23 protein-coding genes are annotated in these 26,125 nt (G+C 62.3%); 12 read left to right on the top strand and 11 right to left on the bottom strand.

The genetic code is table 11. The features are described 5' to 3' along the window. Nucleotides 1–61 precede the first annotated feature (61 nt). A complete protein-coding gene (locus ACZ5TB_RS13285) occupies nucleotides 62–1,210 on the top strand; it encodes a JmjC domain-containing protein (RefSeq protein ID WP_464792949.1) in 1,149 nt (382 codons plus the stop codon). Nucleotides 1,211–1,213: 3 nt separating this feature from the next. Next, complete coding sequence (locus ACZ5TB_RS13280) at nucleotides 1,214–1,753, top strand: pseudouridine synthase (RefSeq protein ID WP_464792948.1); 540 nt, start codon at nucleotides 1,214–1,216, stop codon at nucleotides 1,751–1,753. 15 nt (nucleotides 1,754–1,768) lie between these two features. Here the strand turns inward: ACZ5TB_RS13280 and ACZ5TB_RS13275 are convergent, their stop codons facing one another. Next, nucleotides 1,769–2,164, bottom strand: coding sequence for a polyketide cyclase (locus ACZ5TB_RS13275; RefSeq protein WP_464792947.1), 396 nt, complete (start codon nucleotides 2,162–2,164; stop codon nucleotides 1,769–1,771). Between the two features lie 205 nt (nucleotides 2,165–2,369). Between ACZ5TB_RS13275 and ACZ5TB_RS13270 the strand changes: the two genes are divergently transcribed. From ACZ5TB_RS13270 to ACZ5TB_RS13255, 4 genes are all read left to right on the top strand, one after another. Then, nucleotides 2,370–3,953 (top strand): hypothetical protein, encoded by a 1,584-nt coding sequence (locus tag ACZ5TB_RS13270; protein ID WP_464792946.1) that lies wholly within the window; start codon nucleotides 2,370–2,372, stop codon nucleotides 3,951–3,953. A 79-nt stretch (nucleotides 3,954–4,032) separates the two neighbouring features. Beyond that, nucleotides 4,033–4,446, top strand: coding sequence for a GlcG/HbpS family heme-binding protein (locus tag ACZ5TB_RS13265; RefSeq protein WP_464792945.1), 414 nt, complete (start codon nucleotides 4,033–4,035; stop codon nucleotides 4,444–4,446). A 152-nt stretch (nucleotides 4,447–4,598) separates the two neighbouring features. Beyond that, nucleotides 4,599–5,156, top strand: a complete 558-nt coding sequence (locus ACZ5TB_RS13260) for a PRC-barrel domain-containing protein (RefSeq protein ID WP_464792944.1) — start codon at nucleotides 4,599–4,601, stop codon at nucleotides 5,154–5,156. Nucleotides 5,157–5,266: 110 nt separating this feature from the next. Beyond that, the gene (locus tag ACZ5TB_RS13255) at nucleotides 5,267–5,590 is read left to right on the top strand and encodes a hypothetical protein (protein ID WP_464792943.1); all 324 of its coding nucleotides are present in this window, start codon (nucleotides 5,267–5,269) and stop codon (nucleotides 5,588–5,590) included. A gap of 58 nt (nucleotides 5,591–5,648) precedes the next feature. On the opposite strand, the gene ACZ5TB_RS13250 is transcribed toward ACZ5TB_RS13255, so the two are convergent. After that, nucleotides 5,649–6,353: a pentapeptide repeat-containing protein gene (locus ACZ5TB_RS13250; protein ID WP_464792942.1), complete on the bottom strand. Its 705-nt coding sequence runs from the start codon at nucleotides 6,351–6,353 to the stop codon at nucleotides 5,649–5,651. 24 nt (nucleotides 6,354–6,377) lie between these two features. After that, nucleotides 6,378–7,124 carry an SDR family NAD(P)-dependent oxidoreductase gene (locus tag ACZ5TB_RS13245; protein ID WP_464780757.1) on the bottom strand — a complete coding sequence of 249 codons (747 nt, stop codon included), beginning with the start codon at nucleotides 7,122–7,124 and terminating at the stop codon, nucleotides 6,378–6,380. A gap of 214 nt (nucleotides 7,125–7,338) precedes the next feature. Between ACZ5TB_RS13245 and ACZ5TB_RS13240 the strand changes: the two genes are divergently transcribed. The 5 genes from ACZ5TB_RS13240 to ACZ5TB_RS13220 all read left to right on the top strand — a co-directional run bounded on the left by ACZ5TB_RS13240 (nucleotide 7,339) and on the right by ACZ5TB_RS13220 (nucleotide 12,227). Further along, nucleotides 7,339–8,079, top strand: a complete 741-nt coding sequence (locus ACZ5TB_RS13240) for a TetR/AcrR family transcriptional regulator (RefSeq protein ID WP_464792941.1) — start codon at nucleotides 7,339–7,341, stop codon at nucleotides 8,077–8,079. Further along, a complete protein-coding gene (locus ACZ5TB_RS13235) occupies nucleotides 8,076–8,489 on the top strand; it encodes a VOC family protein (protein ID WP_464792940.1) in 414 nt (137 codons plus the stop codon). Before ACZ5TB_RS13240 ends, ACZ5TB_RS13235 begins: the two co-directional genes overlap by 4 nt. Before the next feature lie 59 nt (nucleotides 8,490–8,548). Next, nucleotides 8,549–10,495 (top strand): flavin-containing monooxygenase, encoded by a 1,947-nt coding sequence (locus ACZ5TB_RS13230; RefSeq protein ID WP_464792939.1) that lies wholly within the window; start codon nucleotides 8,549–8,551, stop codon nucleotides 10,493–10,495. A 147-nt stretch (nucleotides 10,496–10,642) separates the two neighbouring features. After that, nucleotides 10,643–11,827: a cytochrome P450 gene (locus ACZ5TB_RS13225; RefSeq protein WP_464792938.1), complete on the top strand. Its 1,185-nt coding sequence runs from the start codon at nucleotides 10,643–10,645 to the stop codon at nucleotides 11,825–11,827. Nucleotides 11,828–11,843: 16 nt separating this feature from the next. Continuing rightward, nucleotides 11,844–12,227 carry a group III truncated hemoglobin gene (locus tag ACZ5TB_RS13220; RefSeq protein ID WP_464792937.1) on the top strand — a complete coding sequence of 128 codons (384 nt, stop codon included), beginning with the start codon at nucleotides 11,844–11,846 and terminating at the stop codon, nucleotides 12,225–12,227. Nucleotides 12,228–12,278: 51 nt separating this feature from the next. Here the strand turns inward: ACZ5TB_RS13220 and ACZ5TB_RS13215 are convergent, their stop codons facing one another. The 6 genes from ACZ5TB_RS13215 to ACZ5TB_RS13190 form a co-directional block, all read right to left on the bottom strand. Further along, on the bottom strand, nucleotides 12,279–13,583 hold the full coding sequence (locus tag ACZ5TB_RS13215) for an NtaA/DmoA family FMN-dependent monooxygenase (protein ID WP_464792936.1): 1,305 nt from the start codon (nucleotides 13,581–13,583) through the stop codon (nucleotides 12,279–12,281). Between the two features lie 184 nt (nucleotides 13,584–13,767). Next, on the bottom strand, nucleotides 13,768–15,042 hold the full coding sequence (locus tag ACZ5TB_RS13210) for an MFS transporter (protein ID WP_464792935.1): 1,275 nt from the start codon (nucleotides 15,040–15,042) through the stop codon (nucleotides 13,768–13,770). 377 nt (nucleotides 15,043–15,419) lie between these two features. Continuing rightward, nucleotides 15,420–19,157 carry a beta strand repeat-containing protein gene (locus ACZ5TB_RS13205; protein ID WP_464792934.1) on the bottom strand — a complete coding sequence of 1,246 codons (3,738 nt, stop codon included), beginning with the start codon at nucleotides 19,155–19,157 and terminating at the stop codon, nucleotides 15,420–15,422. Nucleotides 19,158–19,302: 145 nt separating this feature from the next. Further along, a complete protein-coding gene (locus tag ACZ5TB_RS13200; RefSeq protein WP_464792933.1) occupies nucleotides 19,303–20,670 on the bottom strand; it encodes an HlyD family type I secretion periplasmic adaptor subunit in 1,368 nt (455 codons plus the stop codon). Continuing rightward, entirely contained in the window at nucleotides 20,670–22,382 is a 1,713-nt protein-coding gene (locus tag ACZ5TB_RS13195; RefSeq protein WP_464792932.1) for a type I secretion system permease/ATPase, read from the bottom strand. The genes ACZ5TB_RS13200 and ACZ5TB_RS13195 overlap by 1 nt, the downstream gene beginning before the upstream one ends. A 294-nt stretch (nucleotides 22,383–22,676) precedes the next feature. Next, nucleotides 22,677–23,480 (bottom strand): SDR family NAD(P)-dependent oxidoreductase, encoded by an 804-nt coding sequence (locus tag ACZ5TB_RS13190; protein ID WP_464792931.1) that lies wholly within the window; start codon nucleotides 23,478–23,480, stop codon nucleotides 22,677–22,679. Between the two features lie 156 nt (nucleotides 23,481–23,636). Here ACZ5TB_RS13190 and ACZ5TB_RS13185 point away from each other — a divergent pair, with 156 nt between their 5' ends. Then, nucleotides 23,637–24,479 carry an SDR family NAD(P)-dependent oxidoreductase gene (locus ACZ5TB_RS13185; protein ID WP_464792930.1) on the top strand — a complete coding sequence of 281 codons (843 nt, stop codon included), beginning with the start codon at nucleotides 23,637–23,639 and terminating at the stop codon, nucleotides 24,477–24,479. A gap of 241 nt (nucleotides 24,480–24,720) precedes the next feature. Here the strand turns inward: ACZ5TB_RS13185 and ACZ5TB_RS13180 are convergent, their stop codons facing one another. Together ACZ5TB_RS13180 and pobA are read right to left on the bottom strand one after the other, a co-directional pair. After that, a complete protein-coding gene (locus ACZ5TB_RS13180; protein WP_464792929.1) occupies nucleotides 24,721–24,882 on the bottom strand; it encodes a hypothetical protein in 162 nt (53 codons plus the stop codon). A 41-nt stretch (nucleotides 24,883–24,923) separates the two neighbouring features. After that, complete coding sequence (gene pobA, locus ACZ5TB_RS13175; RefSeq protein WP_464792928.1) at nucleotides 24,924–26,093, bottom strand: 4-hydroxybenzoate 3-monooxygenase; 1,170 nt, start codon at nucleotides 26,091–26,093, stop codon at nucleotides 24,924–24,926. Nucleotides 26,094–26,125 lie beyond the last annotated feature (32 nt).

Genomic DNA, 26,125 nt, shown 5'->3' with positions numbered 1-26,125 from the left:
CGTTGCCGTCAGGCCGAGCCGAGCTTTTGACAGCCGCGTGCCGGGGGCGCATGGGCATCCTATGCAACTCGCCCATTTCGACATCGACATTTTCCTCCGCGACTATTGGCAAAAGCGGCCGCTGCTGATCCGCAATCCATGGACCGGCTGGCACAATCCGCTCGATCCGGACGAACTGGCCGGGCTTGCCTGCGAAGAGGGCGTGGAGTCACGCCTGATCACGCGTCAGGCTGATCAACTGAAGATGGAAAGCGGCCCCTTGCCGGAGGCGCGCTTTGGGGAACTCGGAAACGAACCGTGGACGCTGCTGGTGCAAGCGGTGGATCATCATGTGCCCGACGTCGCGGCCCTCATAGAACCCTTTCGCTTCATCCCCGACTGGCGCATCGACGATGTGATGGTCAGCTATGCCACGGACGGGGGCGGCGTGGGGCCTCATTTCGATCAATATGACGTCTTCCTGGTGCAGGGCCTCGGCAAACGGCGCTGGCGCGTTGGGCCGCCATGCAGTTCGGCGACACCTTTGCTGCCGCATGACGATCTACGTCTGATCGCCGATTTTGAAGCGGAGGGTGACTGGATTTTAGAGCCGGGCGACATTCTGTACGTGCCGCCCTGCTTTGCCCATGATGGTGTGGCGGTTGGTGATGATTGCATGACCTATTCGATCGGGTTTCGCGCGCCCTCCCGCGCCGACCTTGTCGAAGGCTGGTCCGCACATCAGGCGGACGGCCTGGCGGAGGAGGATCGTTATGCCGACCCCAATCTCGCCCGACAGTCGAACCCAGGAGAAATCACCGCGCCTGCGCTCGACCGGCTGCATGCGATGGTGATGGAGGCGTTGGCCAATCGCGATGCCTTCGCCCGCTGGTTCGGGCAGCATAGCAGCGCGCCCAAATATTCCGATGCCGATTGGCGGCCCGATGAACCCATTGGAGCCAGTGAGGTACAAGCATGGCTTGCCCAGGGCACGCCGATCCGGCGCAACCCGGCCAGCCGCTATGCCTTCATCAGGCAGGGATCAGCCATTCTGCTGTTCGTGGACGGCCATTGTTTCGATTGCGGGACGGACACTGCCCCCCTTGCCGAACAGCTATGCTCAAACCCCATGGTCGCGGCCAATCCGGACCTTGCGCGAAACCCCGGTGCGGTGGGCCTCATCAAGACACTGATCGATCAGGGCAGCCTCGCCTTCGATGAGGAGGATTGATCAATGGCCCTCATCCTCTTCAACAAACCCTATGGCGTGCTGTGCCAGTTTACCGATGAGAGCACCGGACCCCCACGGCCGACGCTCGCGGCGTTCATCGACAGGCCGGGCGTCTACCCTGCCGGGCGGCTCGACCTCGACAGCGAAGGGCTGCTGCTGCTGACCGATGATGGGCGGTTGCAGGCGCGCATAGCCGACCCTCGGTTCAAGACGCCCAAGACCTATCTCGTTCAGGTGGAGGGCGATCCCGGCGAGGCGGAACTGGAGGCGCTACGACGCGGGGTCAAGCTGAAGGACGGGCTTACCCTGCCCGCGCTGGCGGAACGCATCGACCCGCCCGCCCTCTGGCCACGCGATCCGCCGGTGCGATTCCGCAAGAGCGTGCCCGATTGCTGGCTCCGCCTCACGATCCGCGAAGGACGTAACCGGCAGGTCCGCCGGATGACGGCTGCCGTCGGCCACCCCACCTTGCGCCTTGTCCGGTGGAGGATCGGGGACTGGACGCTGGACGGCATCGATCAGGGACAATGGCGGGAGGCATGATCTCCCGAAGGCCACTCAGCCTTCGATCAGCCGTTTCAATGCCTTGAGGTCGCGATTGACCCATCGGATGTCGGCCGCGAACCGTTCATCATCCATGCCCGGCTGGCGGAAAAGCGTCAGCATGACTTCCGCGCCTTCTCCATTTTGCACGACACGCAAGGGGACATGGACCTGATCGCCACCCCCCAGATCCACTTGATGATCCATCACGCCCAGATCATTGTGGGGGGTGAAGCGGATACGGATCGGCCCCTCTGGCCCATCGGCCAGCCAGCCGTCCCCATCTTCGCGCAAACCCGATTCCGCCAGGCCAGAGGCCCATTGGGGGAAAAATTCGGGACGCCAAATCCTCTCGTAAAGAGCCCGCCATTCCTGATTGATCGACACGCTGAAAGTCCGGGCGGGTAACACTGCTGACTCCTGTCATGATGTAACGAAAACCCCCTTTAGCCTTTTCCATCACGTTGCGGAAAGGCCGCAAAGCTTGCCGACCCAGGAACTTAACGCGGCGCCGATGCCTTCCTTCGCCGCACATCCTGCCTTCCCAGCGGATCGGCAAAGCGAAAAGGGCCACCTTCTCTCTTGACGGCTGGATTTACCCGCGCAGGGAGAATGCATGACTTATCGCCGGATCAGTTCGACACGCCTTTGCATCCTCGCCCTCACCGCCTGCATGGCGTCCGTCGCCGCATCCGCGGCAGACCCGGCGCCCTTCGACCTCCCCGGCCCCGAACTGCTGGTGACCGTCAGCCGCGCTGGGCGAACCCTGCCGATCGGGCAAGTGCCCGCACTGGCAACCGGCGATGTCGTCAGGATCGAAGCCAATCTGCCCGAAGACCAATCGGTCCGCTACCGCCTGGTGTCGGCATTCCTGCGCGGCGTCACCAACCCGCCGCCTAAGAGCTGGATCTCCAGCGCGGAAACATGGCAGCGCAAGGACCGGAAACGGATATTGAAGCTGACCGTGCCGGATCATGCGCGTCAGCTGGTATTATTCATGGTGCCCGATACAGGCGGCGACCTCAGCACCATTTCCGATGCAGTCCGTGGCCGACCCGGCGAATTCGTCCGCGTGACGCAGGACATCAACAAGGCTTCTCTGGACCGGACCAGACTCAACGCCTTCATCCTGGGCATCCGATCGCAGGAAAACAGCCACCCTGAATATCTGAGGAATGTGGCCCCGATCCTGTCCTCAAGCCTCGCCGTCAAACTGAACCCCGACTGCCTGGCAAAAATCGTCGAGTTCCAGGCCGCCTGCCTCGTCGAAAATCGCGACAGCCTTGTGCTCGGCGACATCCACAGCAATTCGCTCACCGAAACCATCATCGGCGCTCCTACCGACCTCGCCCTGCAATTCAGCGCGACACGGGAAGGCGGTTATGGCTTTTACAGCCCCTATATCGGCGTAGTCCGCGATCTTGCCCGCATATTCGGCGCGTTCAACAATCCGGAATTCAACTATCTGCCCGCGCTCGGCATTCAAAATGGCAAATCCATGTCGCTGCTGCTGAACAGCGCGCCGTCCTTCCGCAAGCCCAAGTCCGTGCTGGTGGCGGCATTGCCCGCTATCGAGAAGAATGTTCCCCCTCCCCTGCGCCGGAGCAGCGACGCTGCGATCTGCGGTTCGCGGCCGGGCATCGTCCTGGGCGTCGATGGCGCGCCGCTCGTCTTTGCCACCGACTATGCCCACAACATGGCCCTGCGGTTGACGAACAAGGACGGCCACACGGCCGAAGCACCGCTCATCGCGCGGGCCGACAGGGGCGGCTACATATTCGCGCCTTCCTTCAAACCTGATGACTTGAGCGGCCCGATGAAGGGCCGCTTGCACGGCCATTGGGGCTTCGAGGCCTTTGACGGGCCGGAATTCGTCCTCCAATTCCCGCAAACGGGCAGCTTGCAGCCATCCGCCGACCAGCGCCTCATAGCAGGGAAAAATGACAAGCTGCTGCTGACCGGCCCCACGACCACCTGCGTGAGGAATGTTTCCGTCCAACTGCCTGAAGGGCGCAGCGTCGCGGTAAAGTGGCAGGTCTCCGGCGATGACGCCATTGCCATCGACATGCCCCTGTCAGACGTCGCGGCGGCAGGCAATGTGATCGTCGCGGTCCAGTCGTTCGGCAAGGAAAAGCCCGAATTGCTGACCATCCCCGTCGAGGCGGATCAAAGCCTCTCCGAACCACCTTCCCCTCTATAGCGCTGGCAAGACGCGCCACGCGTGATAAGGCGCGCTTTTCCTCAAGCGCCCCCGGCGCATCAATAACGGATCAAACGGCATGAAGACCAAGCACTGCCTTGAAGCAAGCGATGTAAAGGCGATCCTCGCCGCAGCCGAAGCAGAGGCTTTGGCGAACGGCTGGGCCGTGACGATCGCCGTCGTCGATGACGGCGCGCATCTGCTTGGCCTCATCCGTCTGGATGGCGCCGCCGCCAGTGCCGTGAAGATGGCAGAGGCGAAGGCATCGACATCCATGCTCGGCCGCCGGGAAACGAAGGTCTATGAAGATCTGGTGCTGAACGGTCGCGTTACGATGCTGTCCGCACCCGGCATGCCCGCCATGCTCGAAGGCGCCGTGCCGATCGTCATCGACGGTGACTATGTCGGCGCCGTGGGTGTTTCCGGGGTCAAGTCGGATCAGGACGCCCAGATCGCGCGCGCCGGAATCGCCGCGATCCTGCCCCAGGGCTAAGAAAGGCCGCGACCCTCGCCATCCATTTTTGCAAGGCCCCTGCTCCGCGCCGCCACCAACATGGCTGGCGCGCGTTGAAGCGTCGTTCGATGCTTCGAATGTAGGAGCCTGCTCTGGAAAATATTGCTGGTTGGGTCGCGCCCATAGCGACCATGATCGCCGCGATGATGACCGCCGCCAATCTGGGCGCGCGCGTCACCGGCTGGGGTTTCGTCGTCTTCACCCTCGGGTCGATCGCATGGTCGGTCGTCGGCCTGTCGTCCGGGCAGACGAACCTCGTCGCGACGAACGGCTTTCTCACCTTCGTGAACCTTGTCGGCGTGTGGCGATGGCTCGGCCGCCAGCGCGCCTATGAGGATGGCGGCAAGTCGGCCGCCCAATCCAGCCGCCGATCGCCCTACCCGACCCTCTTCACGGCCACCGGCATCGCGGGGGTTCCGGTCACGGCATCCGACGGACAGACAGTCGGCAAGGTCGTCGAAGCCCTCGTCACCTGCGAAAACGGCAAGGTCAGCTATGTCGTCATCAGCGCCAGCGGCATCGGCGGCATCAATGAAATCCTGCGCGCGGTAGCGCGTGAAGACATCCGCTTTTCCTGCGATCGCTTCACGCTCAATCGGGACAGCGCCTGGTTCGAAGCATTGCCGCCGCTACGGGACGGAGACTGGCCAGCCGCGCCCGCCGAACTGCCCCAGGGCGATGCGACATGACCGAAGCGTAAGTTGAACTCCGCGACCTACCGTTCGTCGCAAATCCGTTGCTTTGGCTCAAGCGGATCGCGAATAGCAGAAGAAAGGGAATAAAAGAGGGGCAAGGGTCCATGAAGATCAGCATATTCGCATGCGTGGCCGCGCTCGGTGCCGCGCTGCTTCCAGCAGTTGCGCTCGCCGACGATCCGCATGATCCCACCATGCGCAGCTCTGCGGCGCGGGCGCGTGACCGGGCGATCATCCGGCAGATGAACCAGCAGCAGCTCGCCTATGTTCGCGACCGCGATGCGCGGATCATGCGCGACTATCGCCGTGCTCAAGGCGGCGGCGAAGGCTATGCCAACGCTCGCGCGGATTATGATCGCCAGATGGCGTCATGGCGCCGAGCTGTTGCGGCCTGCAACGCCGGGCGTTGGGAATATTGCGACAATTAAGGGTGCGTGATCCCGACGCCCGTTCGAATTGAGCGGCGCGAGCGAAGGGCGGAAACCCTCATCGCACGTTCAATCCCAATTCGCTGAGCAATTGCCCCGCCTGCTCCCGCGATATGGTCGCGCCACGAAAGCGGGATGCATCCTCCAGCCTTACGCCGCCAAGGTCGGCGCCACGCAGGTCCGCGCCTTCGAACCGTGCCCCGGTCAGCAGTGCCTCCCGCAGGCTGCAATCCTCGAACGTTGCCATGCGGAAATCGCATTTGCGCAGGTCCGCCTGAGAAAAATCGACCCGTGCGAGCCTCGCGTTCATAAAGGAACGCCCGGTCAGCTTCGCGCCGATCAACAGCGTTTCTTCGAAGTGTATGTCGAGCGCCCGCACATCCGACAGGTCGGCGCCCGTAAGCTTGCAGCCGGAAAAATGCGCGGCTTCCAACATGCTCCGCTTCAGCGAAGCACCATTGAGGTCGCTGTTGGCAAAGCGCGCTTCGCCAAGATCGCAACCCGTGAAATTGGCCGAAGCGGCGCGGCACGACTGCCAGGTGCTGCGATCAAGTTTTGCGCCGGTGAAATCGGCGCGTCGCATGTCGCATTGTTGAAACGACCATTGGGACAGATCCAGATGCGACAAGTCCGCACCCTCCATCACGCATTCGGCCAACGAACGCGACGCGCCCATCAGCGCTTCGACATCCTGGCGCGCCAAAGTCTGCCCGCGGATCACTTGGTCGTCACTAACATGCTGCATCTGCATGCTGTTAGACATGATCTCCCGGGCAGACCAGCTATGCTAAAGCTGCGCTTCCCCGCCATCGACGAAATAGTCCGACCCCGTCACATAGCTTGCCTCGTCAGACAGCAGGAACAGGGCGACGGCCGCCGCTTCCTGCGCTGTTCCAAGGCGACCCAGTGGGTTGTTCCCGGCCATCTGCTGTTCGACCGCCGCAAGATGCTCTTCGGGCAGGCCAAGGCGGTTGAAAAAGTCGGTCGCGATCGGTCCGGGGCTCAATGTGTTCACGCGGATGCGACGCGGGGCCAGCTCATAGGCAAAGCCTCTTGCAAGCGAACGGACGGCCCCTTTGGTGGCGCCATAAAGGGCGCTTGCGGGCAGCCCCTTGTCCTTCGCGACGGATGCCGTGATCAGGATTGATCCGCCGTCGCGGATCAACGGCGCCATCGCCTGCGTCCCGAAGATCGGCCCGCCGACATTCAGGTCCATGAGGTTCCGGTAAAGGTCGGGGCTGATATGGCCCAGCGGCGCGCCTGCCCCGACGCCTGCGTTCAGGAACAGGCCATCGATCTTGCCGAACAGGCGCGCAGCTTCCTGCGCGAGAGCTTCGGCGGCTTCCGGACGAGACGCGTCATTTTGCAGGACGTGCACGCCGGGAAGCTGCGCCGCGACGCTGTCCAGTCTTTCCCGGTTCGATCCGGTGATCAACACCGATCCGCCCTCCTCCATGATCCGCTGAGCTGCGGCGAGGCCGATACCGCTGGAACCGCCGGTGATGACGACGGACTTGTCCCTGAACCTCAGCATGGCCTTTGTCTCCGTTTAATAATCTGTTCCGATCCGTGGCTTTTCCATCTGGCGGAAAAGCTGATCGCGAAGTTGGACGCAGCCGCGCCGCCGATCAACAAGGATGTTCCCTTTGCGGGTCAACAGGCGTGCGTGATATCGTACACCTTACGTAAATTGACAGGCGCGCCTAAACCCTTATTTCTTGCATGGTATAAGAACGGGAGAGGTCAGGGTGACAGGCGGTTCGAAAATCGGCGACAGGATGACGCTCGACGCCGATCCTAAGCCGGGCCTTCCCGTGCGAGGAAGAGGGCGGCCTCCTAGGCTCTCGCGCGGCACGATCATCCAAGCGGCGCTCGTCCTGCTCGACGAGATGTCGATCGACAGATTCTCCATGGGATTATTGGCAAAAGGCCTCAATGCCGGGGTAATGACCCTATATAATTATTTCCCCAGTCGCGACGATCTGCTGATCGCCGTCGCCGACGAAATATATAGCCGGTTCGATTATCCGGCGAAGGGCAGCTGCTGGCAGGACGAAGTGCGCCAGTGGTTGTGGGCAACGGTGGATTTGTTCCAGCGCTATCCCGTCGCGATGAAGCTCAGCCTGTGGGATGGTCATGCATCGCCGGGCTGGTTGCGCACATGGATACCCGTGGTGGAATTGATCAGGGCGCAGGGGCTGACCGGCCCCGATCTTGCCTTTGCGGTGCGGTGGTTCACGACCTCGGCACTCGGCTTCATCACGTCCCAGCCGCCGCCTCCGGAACACAACAACAAGCGGACCACCGCCCATCTCCATGCTCTGACGGCCTATGAGGCCGCGTTGTTGCAGGATCTTCAGCACGACCTGTTGCAGGTCGATCGGAAAGCCGCCCTTACCTACGGCTTCACCCACATCATAGCCGGTCTCGAACGCATCATCGCAGAAGCAGCAAGCGCGCAGTCCGGCATCCCGGGAGAAGGACTTTGAGCAGCACAGGCGACACGCGATTCGGCTTCACCAAGCTGATCGTGGAGGATGAGGAAGCCATGGCCGCCTACTACGGCGCGGTATACGGACTCAACGGCCTTCACCGCGTGGAATCGGGCGATCCTGCGGTCTTAGGGCGCCTGCGTGAAGTGATTATGGGTCCAGGTGAAAGCATGGGCGCAGAATCGTTGACGATGATCAACTTTTTAGATAGGCCTGCTCCACGCGACCGGGAAGTGATCCTTGGATTCATCACCACGGACCTCGACGCGCTTGCCGAACGGGTGCTCGCGCACGGCGGCAAGCATGTCGGCCCGGTTCGCGAAATGCCCGAACATGGCGTGCGCGTCCTGTTCACCAGCGACCCTGAAGGACGGTTGAGCGAGAATGTGGAGATGATGGCGAGATAATAGCAGGGCGACATCGCCCCCGCATCCCCCACAGACCCCCAGCTCTCATGGAGAGACATATGGATATGAGAACGAAGACTTTGCCTAACATGCTTGATAGTGGCAGCCGCCCCCTTCCGCTGGCTGATGGCCCCGAACTGCGCGCAGCGCTGAAGGCAGCCAATCTCCAGACCTTGCTGATGGTCTATGTGCATCTGACGCATGATGAATCGATGCTTCAGAACTTCCAGGTCCACATTCATCCCCCTTACACCAACCCCGACTATGTGATCCCGCAGGACTGCATCGACGACCTGCATGAAAAGCTGGTCCATGTGCTGACGACGCCGGGCGCGGCCAAGTCGGAAGATCCGCCGATCGAACTGATGCAAAAGATGATGAGCATCGGCGTCGGCGAGCCGGTCACTGACGAGTTCGTTCCCATGGTCATGGAACAGGGCGGATTCCACCGTAGCCCCATGCGCAAGGACGATCCCCAGCGCACGCCACCGCCGCCGGGCTTCAAGGTGCTGGTCATCGGCGCGGGCCTGACCGGCATTCTCGCCGGGATCGAGCTGGAACGTGCCGGTTACGATCATGTGATCATCGAAAAGAATGAGGAAGTCGGCGGCACCTGGTGGAAGAACCGCTATCCGGGCGTCGGCGTGGATACGCCCAGCCACTTCTATTCCTATTCCTTCGAAATCAGCCCGGAATGGAACCACTACCACCCGCATGGCGCGGACATGCGCGAATATTTCCGCGCCGTGGCCGACAAATATGACGTGCGCCGCAACATCCGTTTCAAGACCATGGTGCACAGCCTGGTCTTCGATCAGGATGAGGCCGTGTGGAACGTCACTGTCGAAGACCTGAACACCGGCAAGCGCGAAGTCATCAAGGCCAATGCCGTGTTCAACGCGTTCGGCACCACCGACCGCTGGAAGCTGCCCGACATCAAGGGCATCGAAAGCTTCAAGGGCATCATCACCCATTCGGCCGATTATGACGAAAATATCGACCTGAAGGGCAAGAAGGTCGCCGTCATCGGCACCGGCGCCAGCTCCGCGCAGATCGTATCCACGATCGTCAAGGAAGTGGACGAGCTGGTCGTCTTCATGCGCACCAAGCACTGGATGATCAACAATCCCGAAGTGAAGGCGGAAGTCCCAGACCCGGTGAAATGGGCGCTGCGGCACATTCCCTATTACAAGGAATGGTTCCGTTTCCGCGTATTCTGGTTCGCGGCCGACGGCCTCTATCCCAATGTGGTGAAGGACCCGTCCTACCCCGAAGACGGCATCGCCGTGTCCGCGCTCAATGAAGGCATGCGCCAATATGCATTGTCGCACATGCATCACAAGCTGGCGGGACGTCCCGACCTCATCGAGAAGCTGACGCCCGACTTCCCGATCTTCTCCAAGCGCGTCGTGATGGACGCGGGCTGGTACGATGCTCTCGTCCAGCCGCACACCACGCTGGAGACGGCAGGGATCGCCGAAATCCTGCCGAACGGCATCCGCACGAACGACGGCAAGTTCTACGAACTCGACATCATCATCTGCGCGACCGGGTTCAACGCATCGTCGCTGGTGCAGGATCTGGAGATCAAGGGCCGCGACGGTCATGACCTGGCGGTCGATTGGGCTGACGAGGAAGAGCGCGCCTATATGGGCACGACCATCCCCGGCTATCCCAACTATTTCCTGTCGACTGGTCCCAATATCGGCCCGAACCACGCGGGCGGCCTCAACATCGTCAGCGAATCGCAGGTCCATTATCTGATCGAATGCCTCGATCACATGATCGCGACCGGCGCCCGCACGATCGAAGTGACGGAGGAAGCCTTCCTGCGCCACAACAAGCGGATCGATGAGCAGATGAAGCACATGATCTGGACCCACCCCAAGTCGAAGAGCTATTATCAGAACAGCAAGGGCCGCCCCGTCGGCCCCTGGCCTTTCCGCCTCGTCGACATGTGGAACGAGCTGCAAGAACCCGTGCTGGAAGACTATAAGTTCGACTGACCGTAAGGGTGGGGGGAGGAGCCGGGCTGCTGCGCGGCAAGGCGCCTCCCCTCACCACATGATTGATCAGGACAGGTGGGGCCTTGACCGGCACCGGGGGGCACCTAAGTTAGGCGCTCGTCGTGCATCATATGAGGGTCGACGCTGATGGACGCTCGCCTTTCCGCCGCCTGTCCTTTTCATCGCGAGGGCGATGACCGCAAGTCAGCCGCCGCCGCCCACGCCGGTGGCACCGTCGATCCCGATATGCGCACCCGCGATTTCGCCGAAGCGCGCGCGATCCTCCGCAATCAGAATGTACGGCAGGCCGGTTTCCTGGCCGAACAGGTCGGCAGGATCGGCAGTGCGACGCGCCAGCCCATCCTGTTCCTCGAAGGCGAAACGCATCGCGTTCAGCGCAGCGCTACCGCCCGTTTCTTCACGCCCCGCATCGTCACCACCCATTATCGCGAGTTGATGATCGAACTCAGCGACATGCTGGTGTCCCGGTTCGCGAAGGACAAAACAGCCTTCCTCGACCAACTCAGCCTTGAGCTGGCCGTCGCGGTCGCCAGCCATATCGTCGGCCTGACAAACAGCGATCCCAAGGGGCTGGCACGGCGGCTCGACGTGTTCTTTACCGGCGATTTCCGCCCGCATCCGGGCAAGTTGGCCTCATTGGTCAAATTCGTGCAATCCCAATATCGGGTGCTGTCCTTCTATTATCATGACGTCGCCCCAGCGATCCGCGCACGACGGAAGCAGCGGCGGGACGATGTCATCTCCCACCTTATCGACGAAGGCTATAATGGCCGGGAGATATTGACCGAATGCCTGGTCTATGGCGCCGCTGGAATGGCGACAACACGCGAGTTCATCGTGATGGCCGCCTGGCATATGCTGGAGCGTGAAGATGTGAAGGCCGCCTTCCTCGTCGCGGATGAAAAGGGGAAGATCGCCCTGCTGGAGGAATTGCTGCGGCTGGAGCCGGTCGTCGGCTATCTCTACCGCCGCATGCCCGCCGACGAGGCAGAGGCAGCGGGCGCCCCTCCCGGTGCTGCTGTCGCCATCGACGTACGCGCCGCGAACACCGACACAACTGCCTTTGGCGAGCGGCCCTGCGAATTTGTGCCGGGCCGGGAAGTCAGCGCCAAATATGGCAATGCGGGCCTCTCCTTCGGCGATGGCGAACATCGCTGTCCGGGCGCGCAGGTCGCGCTTCAGGAAAGCTGCCTCTTCCTGGAACGCCTGTTGCAGGTGCCCGGCCTGAAGCTCGACCGTGCGCCAACACTGGCGTGGAATCCGCTGGTGACAGGCTATGAACTGCGCAATGCCCTCATTTCCTGCGATTGAGAGGGCAGCATAACTGATGAGCGAGATAAGCGAAGAGGATATCGACCGGCTGGTCCCCGCCTTTTACGATCGGGTGCGCGCGGACCCGATCCTTGGCCCGATATTCAATCAGGCGATCGACGACTGGCCGCTTCATCTGGAAAAGCTGAAGGCATTCTGGTCATCGGTCATGCTGGGGACCGGCCGGTACAAGGGCCAGCCGATGGTTGCGCATGTCCGGCACGAACCGCACATGACCGCCGATAATTTCGGCCGCTGGCTTGCCCTGTGGCGACAGACCAGCGGTGACATCCTCGCGCCAGACGTTGCAGCGGCCTTTCAGGAAAAGGCCGACCGGATCGCGGAAAGCCTGCAACTGGGCATTCAATTTTTCCGCGACAGAAACGCTCGAACCGGGTGAGCGCGGACGGTCGCCAAGCAACCATCCGCCACCAATGCCGACAACCAGACCTCAAAATTCGCGCAGGATTTCGCGCAGCGTGGTGCCCTCATACTCAGTGCGCACCGCGCCCGCCTTCTGAAGCGCAGGGATGACCCCATTGACCAGATCGGGCAGCTGGCGATTATAGCCGGACCCTTCGATCAATATGCCGTCGCCACCCACTTCGTCCATGACCGCCATCAACTGATCCGCGACCTCTTGCGCCGTGCCCCTGAATCGGGAGCCGCTGCCCCCTTTTCCTGAGGAAAACAGGTCGCGAAGGGATTTGCCCTCTTCCCGCCCGGCCTTCTTCATATGCTCAAGCGCGCTGGTGTGGCCGCCAGCGACAATGTCCTGCGGCACGGGCGCATCCACGTCGTAGAGCGAAAAGTCGATGTCGAGCGAAGATGATGCCATGACGATATTATGCTCGAACGCCGCCTGCTTTTCGGCCTCGGTCAATTCGGGCGGCTCTCCGCCATCGGGCAGGATGTTGACCGGCGTCAGGAAGAACACCTTTATGCTATCAGGGTCGCGGCCCTGTTTTTCGGCGCGGTTGCGGATGTCCTCACGATAGGCCTTCATGCCCTTCACCCCGCCGGTCATCATGCCCAGCACGACTTCGGCATTCTTCGATGAGAAATCACGGCCCCGCTCGGATGCACCCGCTTGCGCCAGAACGGGATAGCCCTGCGGCGATCGCAGCGTGTTCAGCGGCCCGCGCGAACGGAAATGCTGCCCCTCGAAATTGACGGTGTGGACCTTGGTGTGATCGACATAGACACCCGTCTCGGTGTTCGCGACCAATGCCCCTTCTTCCCAGCTATCCCACAGCTTCTTGCACAGTTCGACAAACTCGTCGGCAATGTCATAGCGCTCGCTGGGCGGCAGCAGCTTCTCCATGCCAAAGTTCAGCGCCGCATTCTTCTCGCTCGACGTCACCATGTTCCATCCCGCGCGCCCCTTCGTCAGGGAATCGATCGTCGAAAGCAGCCGGGCAAGCAGATAGGGCGGGTAGAAGGTGGTCGAAGCCGTCGCGATCAGGCCGATATGCGACGTTTCCTGCGCCATCACCGGCAACAGCGGCAACGGATCGAGCTTGGGCGACAGTGTCGCATTCTTGAGGTCCAGCTCCATCGAACCACCGTAGCGATCGCCAACGATCACCGTATCTTCGAAGAAGATGAAGTCGAACTTCGCCGCCTCCAGCATCTTGGCCAGTTCCTTATGATAGGAACCATCCGCCCATTGCGAGCCGAGTTCCTTGCCATCGCCCGGCCAGGACGTCGCGCCGAACTTCGTGAAATAGCCAAGGTGGAACTTCTTGTGGGCCATCGACGGAAACCTTTCTCACCAGCATTTCCACGCCTGTTTCCCCTATGCATCCTCAGCATATGGGAACGCAGGCATGTCGCCCGAGCCGATTCAGCGGCCCCGACGCTCGCTAAACATTATCAATAGTTGACGATGTTCAACCAAATGGCGAGTGAATTTATCCGCCCTTGCGGAACGCCTTTTTTCAGGCTGCTTTCGCAGGCGGCAGCCCGGCGTCGGGAATGTCCAGATGCACCTCCCTATTGCGCGCATGATATCTGCTCATCCCGAAGAATATGGCAGCGGCAAAAGCGCAGAGTGCAAACACGCCGACAAATACCGGTTCATAACTGCCCGCAAAGTCACGCAGCCATCCTGCGGCAGGCGACATGAAGAAAGAGAATGGCAGCGTCATGACGCCCAGCAGACCCAGAACCTTTGGCAAGGCGTCAAGCCCGTATACCTGAACAACCAGCGCGCTGATCGGAGGGAAGACGGAGGCGCCGCAAAAACCGATCAGGAACGCCGCGACATTCAATGCGACCATCCCTCCCGACATGCCCATGACTGCCCAGGCAGCAGCGAAGCCCAGACCGACGAGGCCGAGAGTCCTGGCCGAACCGACCCGATCGCACGCAAAGCCCGCCACCAGCGATCCGACGATGCTGGCCACACCTGAAGCGGCGAGCAGCACTGCTCCCGTCTGCAACGATTGATGATATCCTTCGACGATGGGCAAAAGATGCGCGCCACCCGTGATGGCCGTGCCATTCAGGATGCCGTCACCGACTGCGATCAACCAGAACAGCGCGCCGCTTAAAATGGCGATCTGCGTCGGACCCGATGTCACCCCCTCGGCCCAGCCGGATTCGTCCGACGCTTCGACCGGCGGATCGATCACCGTCAAGGTCAGCGGCAGCAACAGCAGATGGAGGCCGGCGAGCAACAGGAAGAGGCTCTTCAATCCATAATTTTGGATGATGCTCACCCCAATGACGGGCAGGACGGTGACGAATAGGGGCAGAAAGGCAATGCCCATCACCTTACCCCGCGCTTCGGGATACCAGCCACTCGCCAGGACCGCAGGCGGCAGGGCAGAAAACAGGGCAGCGCCGGGACCGATCAGAAGGCCGCATACAGCCAGCGCGATCGGCATGGTCGGCGCATAGGCCAGCGCCGTATATCCGACCATGGATATAAAGACGCCTGTCGACATGACCCGGCGAAGGCCCCATCGACCAATCGCCACGGCTATCAGCGGACCAAAGGCGGTGAGCGACAGGACGGCAAGGGATAGAGCCATCGTGGCCATGGCCAATGACGCATCGTACCGATCCTGCAATGCAAGGACGCTGACGCCCAGACCACCGAACGCACAACCCGTCCCGACATTTTGCGCGAACATGGCCCGCAAAAGCATCCCGCGTCTGCGTCGCTGCAGCGCGATGCCCTGACCACCCATGCCCACAACTTCAGTCATGCATTTACCGCCTTTGCGACCGGACGAACGATCGTCCCTAAAAATTGTCCGACCACCGCCAGGAGATGGTAGGCCCATCACTTCTCCAGCGAACGCTTCTTCCAAAGTTCAGGCAAAGTGTTGGTGGCGACCCGGCGCGAATCGACGTGATGCTGGCCCACCCGTTGACGTTCGTCAACTGTTTCATCAGGCGCCGTTCCATGAACGCCATGGTTCGTTCGCGAATGTGCGTGAACACCGCGCCAAAGACCCGTTCTTCGACCTCAACATGGATCGGTCATTATGGCTCCCAGGCGGTCCTGCGGCCAGCCAACGGAATCCTCCTGATCGAGGAACTCAGCCGCGTCGGCGCCGACCTAAACGCGCGTCTCGCGCCCCTAGATAAAGCTACTCACATCCACGCCCGCCAGCGTGTTGACCCCGACCAGTATCACGCTCTGTTCGAATGTGCCGTCGCCATTGCCGTCGTAGAAAATCCAGCCGTCGGTCGTCCCCGCGATGAAGGTCACATGGTTGACGCCCGCCGTCGCCTTGGCAGCGTTCAGCGCGTCGGCGAAATTGTTGGTCGCGATCGCCGCCTCGGCATAATCGGCGGCGGGCAGGCTTCCGTTCAGGAAATCGAAGTCGATGCGATCCCCCTCACCGATACGGAAGTCGGTGATGCGGTCATAGCTGGAACTGTTCAGCGATGACGCAAGCCCTGCGAAGACGAAGCTATCCGCTTCCGTTCCGCCCGTCAGCGTATCCTTGCCTGCGCCGCCGATCAGGATGTCGGCGCCCGCTCCGCCCTTCAACGTGTCCGTCGACGCCCCGCCATCCAGAAAGTCGTCGCCCGCTCCACCATCCAGAAGGTCGCCGCCGTCTTCGCCAAACAATCTGTCGTTGCCGCCATTACCCATCAGCGCGTCATTGCCCAACCCGCCCCACAGGCTGTTGGCGCCGCTGTTGCCGGTCATGGTGTTGGCCAGATCGTTGCCAATGCCGTCGATATTGCCAGCGCCGGTCAGCACCAGCTTTTCGACTTCCGCCGCCATCCGATAGCTGACAGAGGCGTTGACCTGATCGGTGCCGCCGCCCACGGCTTCTATGACAATGTCATCATTGGCGGCATTGCCGTCATCGGACCAGCTGTCCACCACATAGACGTCATCGCCCAGGCCGCCGGTCATGTTGTCCGCGCCTGCTCCGCCGTCCAGGCTGTCATTGCCCAGCCCGCCGATCAGCGTGTCGTTCCCGTCGCCGCCGAACAGCAGGTCGTTGTCGTCACCGCCGTCCAGCAGGTCATTGCCGCCATTGCCGGACAGATTGTCCTGCCCCAGCCCGCCGAAAATCTGGTTGGCGGCCTCGTTCCCGACGATGATGTTGGCAAGGTCGTTGCCGATGCCGTTGATCGGGGCAAGCCCGGTCAGGGTCAGCTTTTCGACCTCCGCCGCCATCCGGTAACTGACCGATGCATAGACAAGGTCGGTGCCGCCCGACGCCAGTTCGATCACCTGATCGTCATTCCCGGCAAAGCCGTCGTCGGAATAGGTATCGACATAGAAGGTGTCGTTGCCCGTGCCGCCATCCATATAGTCCGCGCCTGCGCCGCCATCGATGATGTCGTTCCCCGCCATGCCATAGATTGTGTCGTTGAGTGCCGTCGTCTGGTAACCCAGCACGGCCGTGGTCGGATTGATGCTGTTGCTGCCCGATGATCCGATGATGGTCTTGCCGACTTCCGATATGTCGGTGATGCTGATGGACAGCAATTGGTCATCGACATTGCTGCCATCGGTCGCCCGCACGATCAGCTGGTACACGCCGTCGCTATCGGCATCCAGGCGGTTTTCATAATCCACCGGGGTCAGGAAGGACACCGCGCCCGTCACCGCGTCGATCGTGAACAGCGCCGCATCGGCCCCGCCAGCGATCGCAAAGCTGGGGGCCGTCCCGTCGGCATCGGCGGCCGTCACGGTCGTTACGGCGGTCTGGTTTTCCGCCATGCTGATGGCCGCGCTGGCTCCGCCCCCGTTGGAGGTGATGACCGGCGCATTGTCATTGACGTTGGTGATGGTGATCGCCAGCGTTTGCGCCACATTATTGGTGCCATCACTGGCCGTGACGACGACATTGTAAGTGCGATCGCCATTGGCATCGCCGGGCGCTTCGTAATCCGGCGCCGCCTTGAAACTGAGCGCGCCGGTCACCGCATCGATCGTAAACAGCGCGGCGTCCGCTCCACCGCTGATGCTGTAGCCCAGCGCCGTACCATCGGCATCGCTCGCCTGCACCGTCGCCGCCAGCAGACTGTTTTCCGCCACCGACAGCGCCGCCGATGCCGCTCCGGCGTAGGATGTAAGGACCGGGGCATTGTCATTGAGGTTGGCGACCGTGACCGCCAGCGTCTGCCGATCGGCGTTCGCGCCATCGCTGGCCTGCACAATCACGTCATAGACATTGTTGTGATCGGCATCCGCCGCCGCTTCATAGTCCGGCCCCGTCTTGAAGCTCAAGGCGCCGGTCGCCGCATCGATGGTGAACAGCGCGGCGTCGGCTCCACCGGCGATCGAATAGCTGATCGAAGGACCGTCGGCGTCCGTTGCCATGACCGTGCTGACGGCGGTCGCATTCTCATTGATCGTGATCGCGGCGGCAGCGCCTCCTCCGTTGGAGGTAATGACCGGCGCGGCCCCGTCCGCCACGTCGCGCACGGTGACGGACAGGCTTTGGGTGTCCACGCCGCCATTGCCATCATTGGCGGCGACGATCAGCTGATAGACATTGTCGCCATCCGCATCCGCCGGGTTTTCAAAGTTGGGCGCGGCCAGAAAGCGTAGTTCTCCCGTCACGGCATCGATAGCGAACAGAGCCGCGTCGGCGCCGCCCGCAATCGAAAAGCCTATGGTCTGGCCGCTGTCCGTGTCTGTCGCCGCGACGATGGTCACCGCCGTGCTGTTTTCATCGATGGACAGCGCGGCACTTATGCCACCGCCATTGGATGTGATCATCGGCGGTGCGTTAAGGCCGGTCGACGGGATCGTCACATCGGCGAACTCGAAAAATTCAACGTTGCGGATCGTCTTCGTCCCCTCGGGCGATCCCGGCCGCAGGTCCCCGGCAATATAGCTGCCGTCGGGTTGAAGCGTGAAAATATAATCCGCCCGGTTCCCCGAAAAAACCAGCGTGTCGATGTCCACGCTGCCGTCGATCAGGTCGTTGCCCGCTCCCGCCAGGATGCGGTCGTTGCCTGCCCCGCCGTGCATATAATCGTCGCCAGCCTCGCCATCGAGCAGATCGTCGCCCGTGCCGCCAGACAGCTCGTCATTGCCCGCGCCGCCATAAAGCTGGTCATTGCCGGAATCGCCGTTCAACGTGTCGTTGCTGGATGTGTCCGCGTCATCCCCATATAATATGTCGTCGCCAGTGCCGCCCGACAGCGTGTCGCCGCCCGCCTGACCGTAGAGGATGTCATTGTCATCCCCACCGTTCAGCTTGTCGCTGCCCCGGCCACCCCAGATCAGGTCATTGCCAGCACCGCCATCGATGATGTCGTCGCCCGAGATATTGTTGAACCCCAGATCGTCGCCATAAAGCCGGTCGTTGCCCAGCCCGCCCGAAATGGTGTCGCTCCCGCGCCAGCCGAAGATGATGTCGTCGCCTGCGTCGCCCTGAAGGTTGTCCTTGCCCGCGCCGCCCACGATGATGTCGTTGCCCGCGCCGCCCTGAACCAGCACGCCCTTCGCATAGTCTATACCGCCAACGCCGTGGTTGGTCAGGTCGATGACATCATCGCCATCGCCCAGCCAGAACTGCTCGATATTGTCGAAGCCGCCAAAGCCGCCCGAAATGGTCCCATTATTATAGAATATTGCGTCGGACAGGTTGGACCCATAGACGATATCGGTGCCGGTGCCGCCCAGCAGCAGATCCATGGAAATCTGGATATTGGACGCGGCGATCTGATATTGCGTTCCGGCCTCGGTCAGGATCGCGGTGTTCCACGCGAGCTGCGCCAGCACAGCGTCGGGCCGCACGATATCCAGGTTCGACAGGCGGGTGAAGGCAAAGAACAGGTCCTTCTCGGCCGTGCCGGTGACCGTCGAACTGCCGACAACATTATAATAGCTGGCCATATCGTCTCCCCATCTCGCGCCAGGATGGCTGGGGCCTGCCCCCGGCCCGGAGTGTATGGAAAGCTGATACCCTCGAAACGGCCGGCTGCGCGAAGATCATCGGGATAAAGGCGCCACCCTTAAGGGTGAGGCCCCGCCAATAGGCTTATTGTTCGCGGAACGACCGCCACATCAGGTCGGTCAACGGGTCGAACATATATTGCAATGCCGTGCGCCGCCGCAGGGGCACGACCACCTCCACCGGCATGCCCGGCTTCAAAACGAAATCGCCCCGCGCATAGCGCCTGATGAGCGCGATCTGCTCCGGCGGTATCTGCACTTCGCCCACGAAATAGGACAGGCCGGTCTTGTCTTCGACGAAGCTGTCGGCCGATACCCGCGTCACCCGCCCGTCGATGATGGGCAGGCTGCGCGCCGGAAACCCTGCAAAGCGCACCTCCGCCCTTTGTCCCACCGCCAGGTCGTCAATGTCGGCGGGGGAAAAGCGCGTCTCTATCACCACCGCGCCATTGCGCGGCACGATGTCCATCAACACCTGACCGGCGGCGATCACACCGCCCACCGTATGCACCGACAATCCGACCACCGTTCCGCTGACCGGCGCGCGCACTTGCGTCCGCGCCACTTCATCGCGCGCCGCCGTCCATTTGGGCAGGACATCGCCCAGCTGCGTTTCGACATCCCGCAATTCGGCCGTCACCTTCTCCTGCAACCCCTGCTTCGCCTCCAGCGCCTTCAGCCGCGCTTCCCCGGCCATGCTGACGGAACTGTCGCGCGCCGCCAGCAGCCGCGCGCGTTGCCCGATCAGGTCGGCCTTGGCCCGTTCCAGCGCGCGAATGCGGGTCTTGCTGACAAATCCCTTGGCCGCGACATCTTGCAGACTGTTCAATTCGTCGCTGATCAGCCGTTCCTGCTCGACCACCGCCGCGACCTGATCGCGATAGCCCAGCACCTGCGATCCGGCCTGGCTACCTTCCTGCATGGCAACGCCCTGTTGCGTCGCCAGCAGCGCCGATCGCGCGCCCATTTGCGCCCGTTGCGCCTGCATGGCGGCGTCGGCATCGGCGATGTCGGTCCCGGTCAGCGCCCGGAACTCCACCGGCTCAGTGATCGCCGTCCCCGCCAGCTCCGCTCTCAACCGAGCGCGCTGCGCCATCAGCCAGATGGCCTGGGAAGCCAGCACCCGTTCCTGCGCCGTGACCGCCGGTGCGGCAAGACGGATCAGCACGTCGCCCTGCCGGACCTGCTGCCCTTCCTTCACCAATATCGCGGCGACGATCCCGCCGTCGCGATGCTGGACGCTCTGCCGCTGCCCCGCGACCGTTGCCCGGCCCGGCGCCAGCGCCGCCGCGTCCAGCCGGGCAAACGCGGCCCAGCCCAGGAACAGCAGGAAAAACGCTGCTGCGATCAACAAACCGGCCCGCACCTCCCGGCGGATATCCGGCCCCACGGCGGGCACCGTCCCACCCTCTCCATTGGTCAGCAGAAGCACGCGCCGCGACCGCATCAACATCACGCCCCCTCCGCCGAAGCCAATGATCGTGTCGCGGTGAGCGCGTTCAGCACCTTGTCGCGCGGGCCGTTCATCCGCATGCGGCCACGGTCCAGCACCAATATACGATCCGCTGGCGCCAGCAGGCTGGTGCGATGCGCCGTCACCATGATCGCGGCGCCGCGCGCCTTCGCCTGCCGCAGCGCGTCGATCAACTGCGCCTCTCCATCGGAATCGAGATGCGCATTGGGCTCGTCCAGGATCAGCACGGCCGGATCGCGAAACAACGCACGGGCGAGCGCGATCCGCTGCGCCTGTCCCATCGACAGCCCCGTGCCGCCCCAATCCAGCATCGTCTCATAGCCTCGCGGCAATCCCAGGATCATCTCATGCACGCCGCACAATCGGGCGGCGGCGATCACCTCGGCGTCGATCCTGTCCCTGTCGGCGGCGGTGCTTCCCTCTTCAAAAGCGAAGCGGGCGATGTTGTCCCGGATCGTTCCGGCAAAGAGCGAAGGCTGCTGGGGCATGTAGCCGATATGCGCCGACAGCGCTTCGTCATCCCATTGCGCATAATCCGCGCCATCGATGCGCATCGTGCCCCGGCTGATCCCTATTGCCCCGGCGGTCAGCCGCGCCAGGGTCGACTTGCCCGCCCCGCTCGGCCCGATCACCGCCAGCAGTTCGCCCGGCGCGATGGTGAAGGACACATTGTTGATGATCAGCCGATCCGACTGACGATCATGCACGGAAATATTCTGGGCATCCACCCGGCCGATCGGCGCGGGCAAGGCGGTGCGTGGGGCCGGATCGAACTCCCCCTCCAGCCAGATCTTGATCTCCGCATAGGATTCGCGCGCCTGCACGAAACTGCGCCATTGGCCGACCAGCTGATCAATGGGGGACAATGCCCGCCCCAGCAGAAAGGATGAGGCAAATATCGCGCCGCCCGAAATCTGCCCGTCGATCGCCAGCAAGGCGCCCAGGCCCAGCGCGCCCGATTGCAACGCGTTGCGCAGGAAACGGCTGACCATCACCCACCGGCCCGCCGCGAAGCTAGCGCTGGCTTGCCACTTCAGCATGTCCGCCCGCTCGGCCAGATGGCGGCGCACCATCGGACTGCGCATGCCCAGCGCGCGGATCGTTTCCATCCCGCGCATGCTCTGATCCAGGCTGGCATAGGACTGGTTCGCTGCCGCATTGGCCTGCGCCAGCGGGGAATAAATCACCCGCTCGCTCGCCCACGCTATGACAAGCAGCGTCACGCTGCCCACCAGCGCCAACAGACCGATCCACGGGTGGATGATGGTGCACACGATGATGTAGATCGGCGTCCACGGCACATCGAACAGCGCGTTCATGACCGGGCCGGTCAACGCCTGCCGAAGCTGGTCGCATTCGCGGATGGGCTGTTGCCGTCTGTGCTGGCCCGTCGCGGCTGGCGGCTGGCGCAGGGCAGCGGCGATCAACGTCCGCGCAAACCGCCGGTCCAACGCGATGCTCGCCCGCACCATGATGCGCGAACGAACATATTCCAGCAGCGACAGCGTGGCGAAAGCCAACAGCACCACAATGGTCAGGAACCCCAGCGTCGTTGCCCCCCGTGTCGGCACGACGCGATCATATATCTGCAACATGTACAGCGTCGGCGCCAGGAACAACAGATTGGCAAGCGCGCTGAACAGGGCGGCCCACATCACATGCGCCCGCACCGCGTTCAGCACGGCTCTCATCTCGCGGCCTCGCCAACGCGCGGGCAAAGGCTGCCGACGACGACTGAAACTGGCAGCGCCATCCTACCTCCCCAAAGCGCGACGGTTCAGCCCAACTCATCCCGTCGAACGCGCTACCGATCAACAGCGCAAAGGGATGCAGGGTGGCAAATTGGGTTGGTCAGACAAACTCTTGCGATCGGCCGTGCGACGCGCTGCCGTCAAGATCGGCGAGAGACCGGGGTCTTGCGTGTGAACGGATCGCCGACGCGCAGGCGGGGTTTGACCGCCTCCGCGTCGCTCACCCTGTGATGTTCAGCTATCCGGGCCGAGGTCGGGCACCCATGCAGCGCCATTGATATGCGCGCCTCCATCGACGAACAGCGTGTTGCCGGTCAGGTATCGCGCGTCTTCGCTGGCCAGGAAAAGGGCAACGCCGCCGATGTCGGCCTCCGGGTCGCCCATTCGGCCCATCGGATTAGCTGCCGTGGTGGCTGCGGCGATCTCCGGCTCCGTACGTTCAAACTCCCGGTAACCGGCGGAAACGGCGGCGGGGCAGATGATGTTTGCGCAGATTCCGTAGCCCGCCCATTCTCTTGCCGCGCTGCGCGTATAGGCGCGAAGGGCTTCCTTGCCGACATTATATTCGGCGGTCCCCATATGCGCGTTGACGCCGTTGAGCGACCCGATGTTGATGATGCGGCCCCAATGTCTGCTGCGCATGTGCGGGAACGCCGCCTCCATCGACCATTTCGCGGCATATAGACACATGTTCATGCAGGATTCGAACTGCGCATCGGACAGTTTTTCGATGCGTTGCAATCCGCCGCCGCTAAAGGCGTTATTGACCAGGACGTCGATAGAACCGAACCGATCGACGCAGGCCTGAACGGCACCGACGACGTCAACACGCACCGTAACATCACATTTGCGGAAGTCGGCATCCACGCCAAGGCCGCGCAATTCCTCCACGACCTCCACGCCTTTGTCGGCATTGAAATCCGCGACCAGGATCGACCCGCCTTCCTGCGCAAACCGCAGCGCCATGCCCCGGCCAATTCCATCCGCCGCTCCGGTAATCAGCGCTGAACGCCCGGCCAGCCTTTTTCCCACGCTCACGCCTTCATCTCCTACATCTATTGCATCGTTCCTGACGACAGGGTTAATCAAACGATGACTCTTGTCAACAAACTAAGTCTGTGGTTTATCGCTCGGCGATGGTGTTTACAGGCGATAGTCGGCAAAGGCCGGGATCGCTGGAGAGGGTATGGCCCAATGATGAAACGAAGTGAAGAAGTTCAACCACGGGTCGCGCTCGTCACCGGGGCGACGCGGGGCATCGGCCGTGCAATAGCGATCGCCCTTGGCCGCGCGGGCTTCGCCGTCGCAGTGACCGGGCGCACCATGGCGGAAGGCGCTGGCCGTATGGAGAGCATGGGGAACACGCCTGTGCCGGGCAGCGTGGCATCGACGGTGGAAGCGATAAGGGCGGCTGGCGGTCAGGCAATGGGCGCGCGGATCGACCTGCTCGATCGCACATCCATCGATGAAGGGGTCGCGGCGGTACTCGACCGCTGGGGGCGGATAGACGTGCTGGTGAACAATGGCATCTACCAGGGGCCGGTTATCCTCCAACCGATCATGGACGTCGCGCTGGAAGACGCGGAAAGAGCGATCACCGGCAATTTCCTGAACCAATTTCACCTGAGCCAGATCGTGCTGAAGACGATGGTGGCACAGGGTTCAGGACGAATGATCTTCATGACGACCTTGTCCTCCATCGAAGTCGCCGCCCGCTCCCCGGGGGTCGGCCTCTTCTATCTGGCGCCCAAGGCAGCGTTCAATCGTATCCCGGACCATATCAACCAGGAACATGGCAAGGATGGCGTCAGCGCCTTCCTGATCGAACCGCGCTTTACCATGACGGACACGCTGCGCGCGGCCATGGGCGATCAGGCTGAAACGCTCGGATCGGGAGAAGCAGCGCGCGATCCGGAGGAAACCGCACAGACTGTCGTGTGGTTGGCGAGCCACGCGGACGCCCCGGCCCTGGCCGGACCAGAAATGATTAACGCGCCGGACTTCTTCACCGAACGAGGGATTACGCCGCCAGGATGATCCCGTCCGCGTCAATGCGCGCTTCACGATTGTCGGCGGGACGCGTGGCAAAGGCCTCCTCGCTCTCGCCCGCGAGAGGATATTTTGGCGCCATTGTTAGCCGGAAGCATGCCAAGCAGGTGTAACCTTGGCGTACTTCCTTGCCGATCAGGTCAGACCCGGGAGGCGGTTCCATTTCATCAGCTCACGACGGATTGACCTCGCGGACTGGCTGCGGCCAATTGATATTCTCGAGATACGCTTAGAACTCACGCAGGATTTCCCGCAGCGTCGTGCCTTCATATTCGGTGCGCACCGCGCCCGCCTTTTGAAGGGCAGGGATGACGCCGTTGACCAGTTCGGGAAGCTGGCGATTGTAACCCGACCCTTCGATCAGGAACCCGTCGCCGCCCACTTCGTCCATGCTGACGGTTAGCCGACCAGGGCGGATACCCTAAGTCCTTTTCAAAGCGGCAATCCCACATAATTTTCCGCGATAGCCGTCTGCGCCGCCCTGGAAGAGGCAATATAGTCCAGTTCGGCAACCTGCATTCGCCGGTCGAACGCATCCATTTCCGGAAAGCGGTGCATCAGCCGCGTCAGCTGCCAGGAAAATCGTTCCGCTTTCCAGACCCGAGCCAGCGCCTGCCGGGAATAGCCCGCTATCGCGTCCCCGTCCCCCCGCCGGAACCATCCAGTCAAGGCAGCCGAAAGGTAGAATATATCCGACGCCGCGAGGTTCAGCCCCTTCGCTCCCGTCGGCGGCACGATATGCGCGCTGTCCCCCGCCAGCATAAGCCGCCCATATTGCATCGGCTCGAATACGAAGGATCGCAGCGGCGCGATCGACTTCTCCAATGCTGGCCCGCGCACCATCCGCCCACCCGCTTCAGGCCCCAACCGCACTGCCAGCTCATCCCACAGCCGATCGTCCGGCCAATCCTCGATCCGTTCATCCAGTGACACTTGAATATAATAGCGGCTGCGCGTCCCCGATCGCATGGACGCCAGTGCAAAGCCGCGCTCATGATTGGCATAGATCAGTTCGTCATCGCACGGCGGCACGTCCGCCAGGATGCCGAGCCAACCGAACGGATATAGCTTCTCATAGGCCGTCGCTACGCCAGCCGGTATGGCTCGCCGCGAAGGACCGTGAAAGCCGTCGCACCCGCAAATAAATTCCGCATCTATCCGCTCCTGCCGACCATCCTTCCGATAGGTCAGGTACGGCGCGTCGCTGTCAACGTCATGCAATGCCACGTCGGCCGCTTCATAGATGATCTCCAGACCGCGCGCCGTCGCCGCCTCCATCAGGTCGCGGGTAATCTCCGTCTGGCCATATACCATGACCTGCCGTCCGGTCAGGCCCGCGATGTCAATGCGGATCGACCGCTCGTTACTGGCCAGGTGAAAGCCGTCATGAGGCAACCCTTCACGATGCATCCGCTCGCCAAGGCCCAGCCGGTCCATCAAATCCGTCGTGGTCCGCTCCAGCACGCCTGCGCGGATGCGCCCCAGGACATAGCTGGGCGATGCTCGCTCCACCACGATGACCTCCAGCCCCTCCGCCCGAAGCAAATGGCCGAGCAGCAGCCCGGCAGGTCCCGCGCCTATGATGGCGACTTGCGTCTTCATGAAACCTCTCCCGCATCTGACGCCATGCATCA

The sequence above is a fragment of the Sphingobium sp. TomTYG74 genome, from assembly GCF_055393875.1.
The sequence above is the reverse complement of the archived record's forward strand: the minus strand, read 5'-3'. Positions and strand labels throughout refer to the sequence as shown.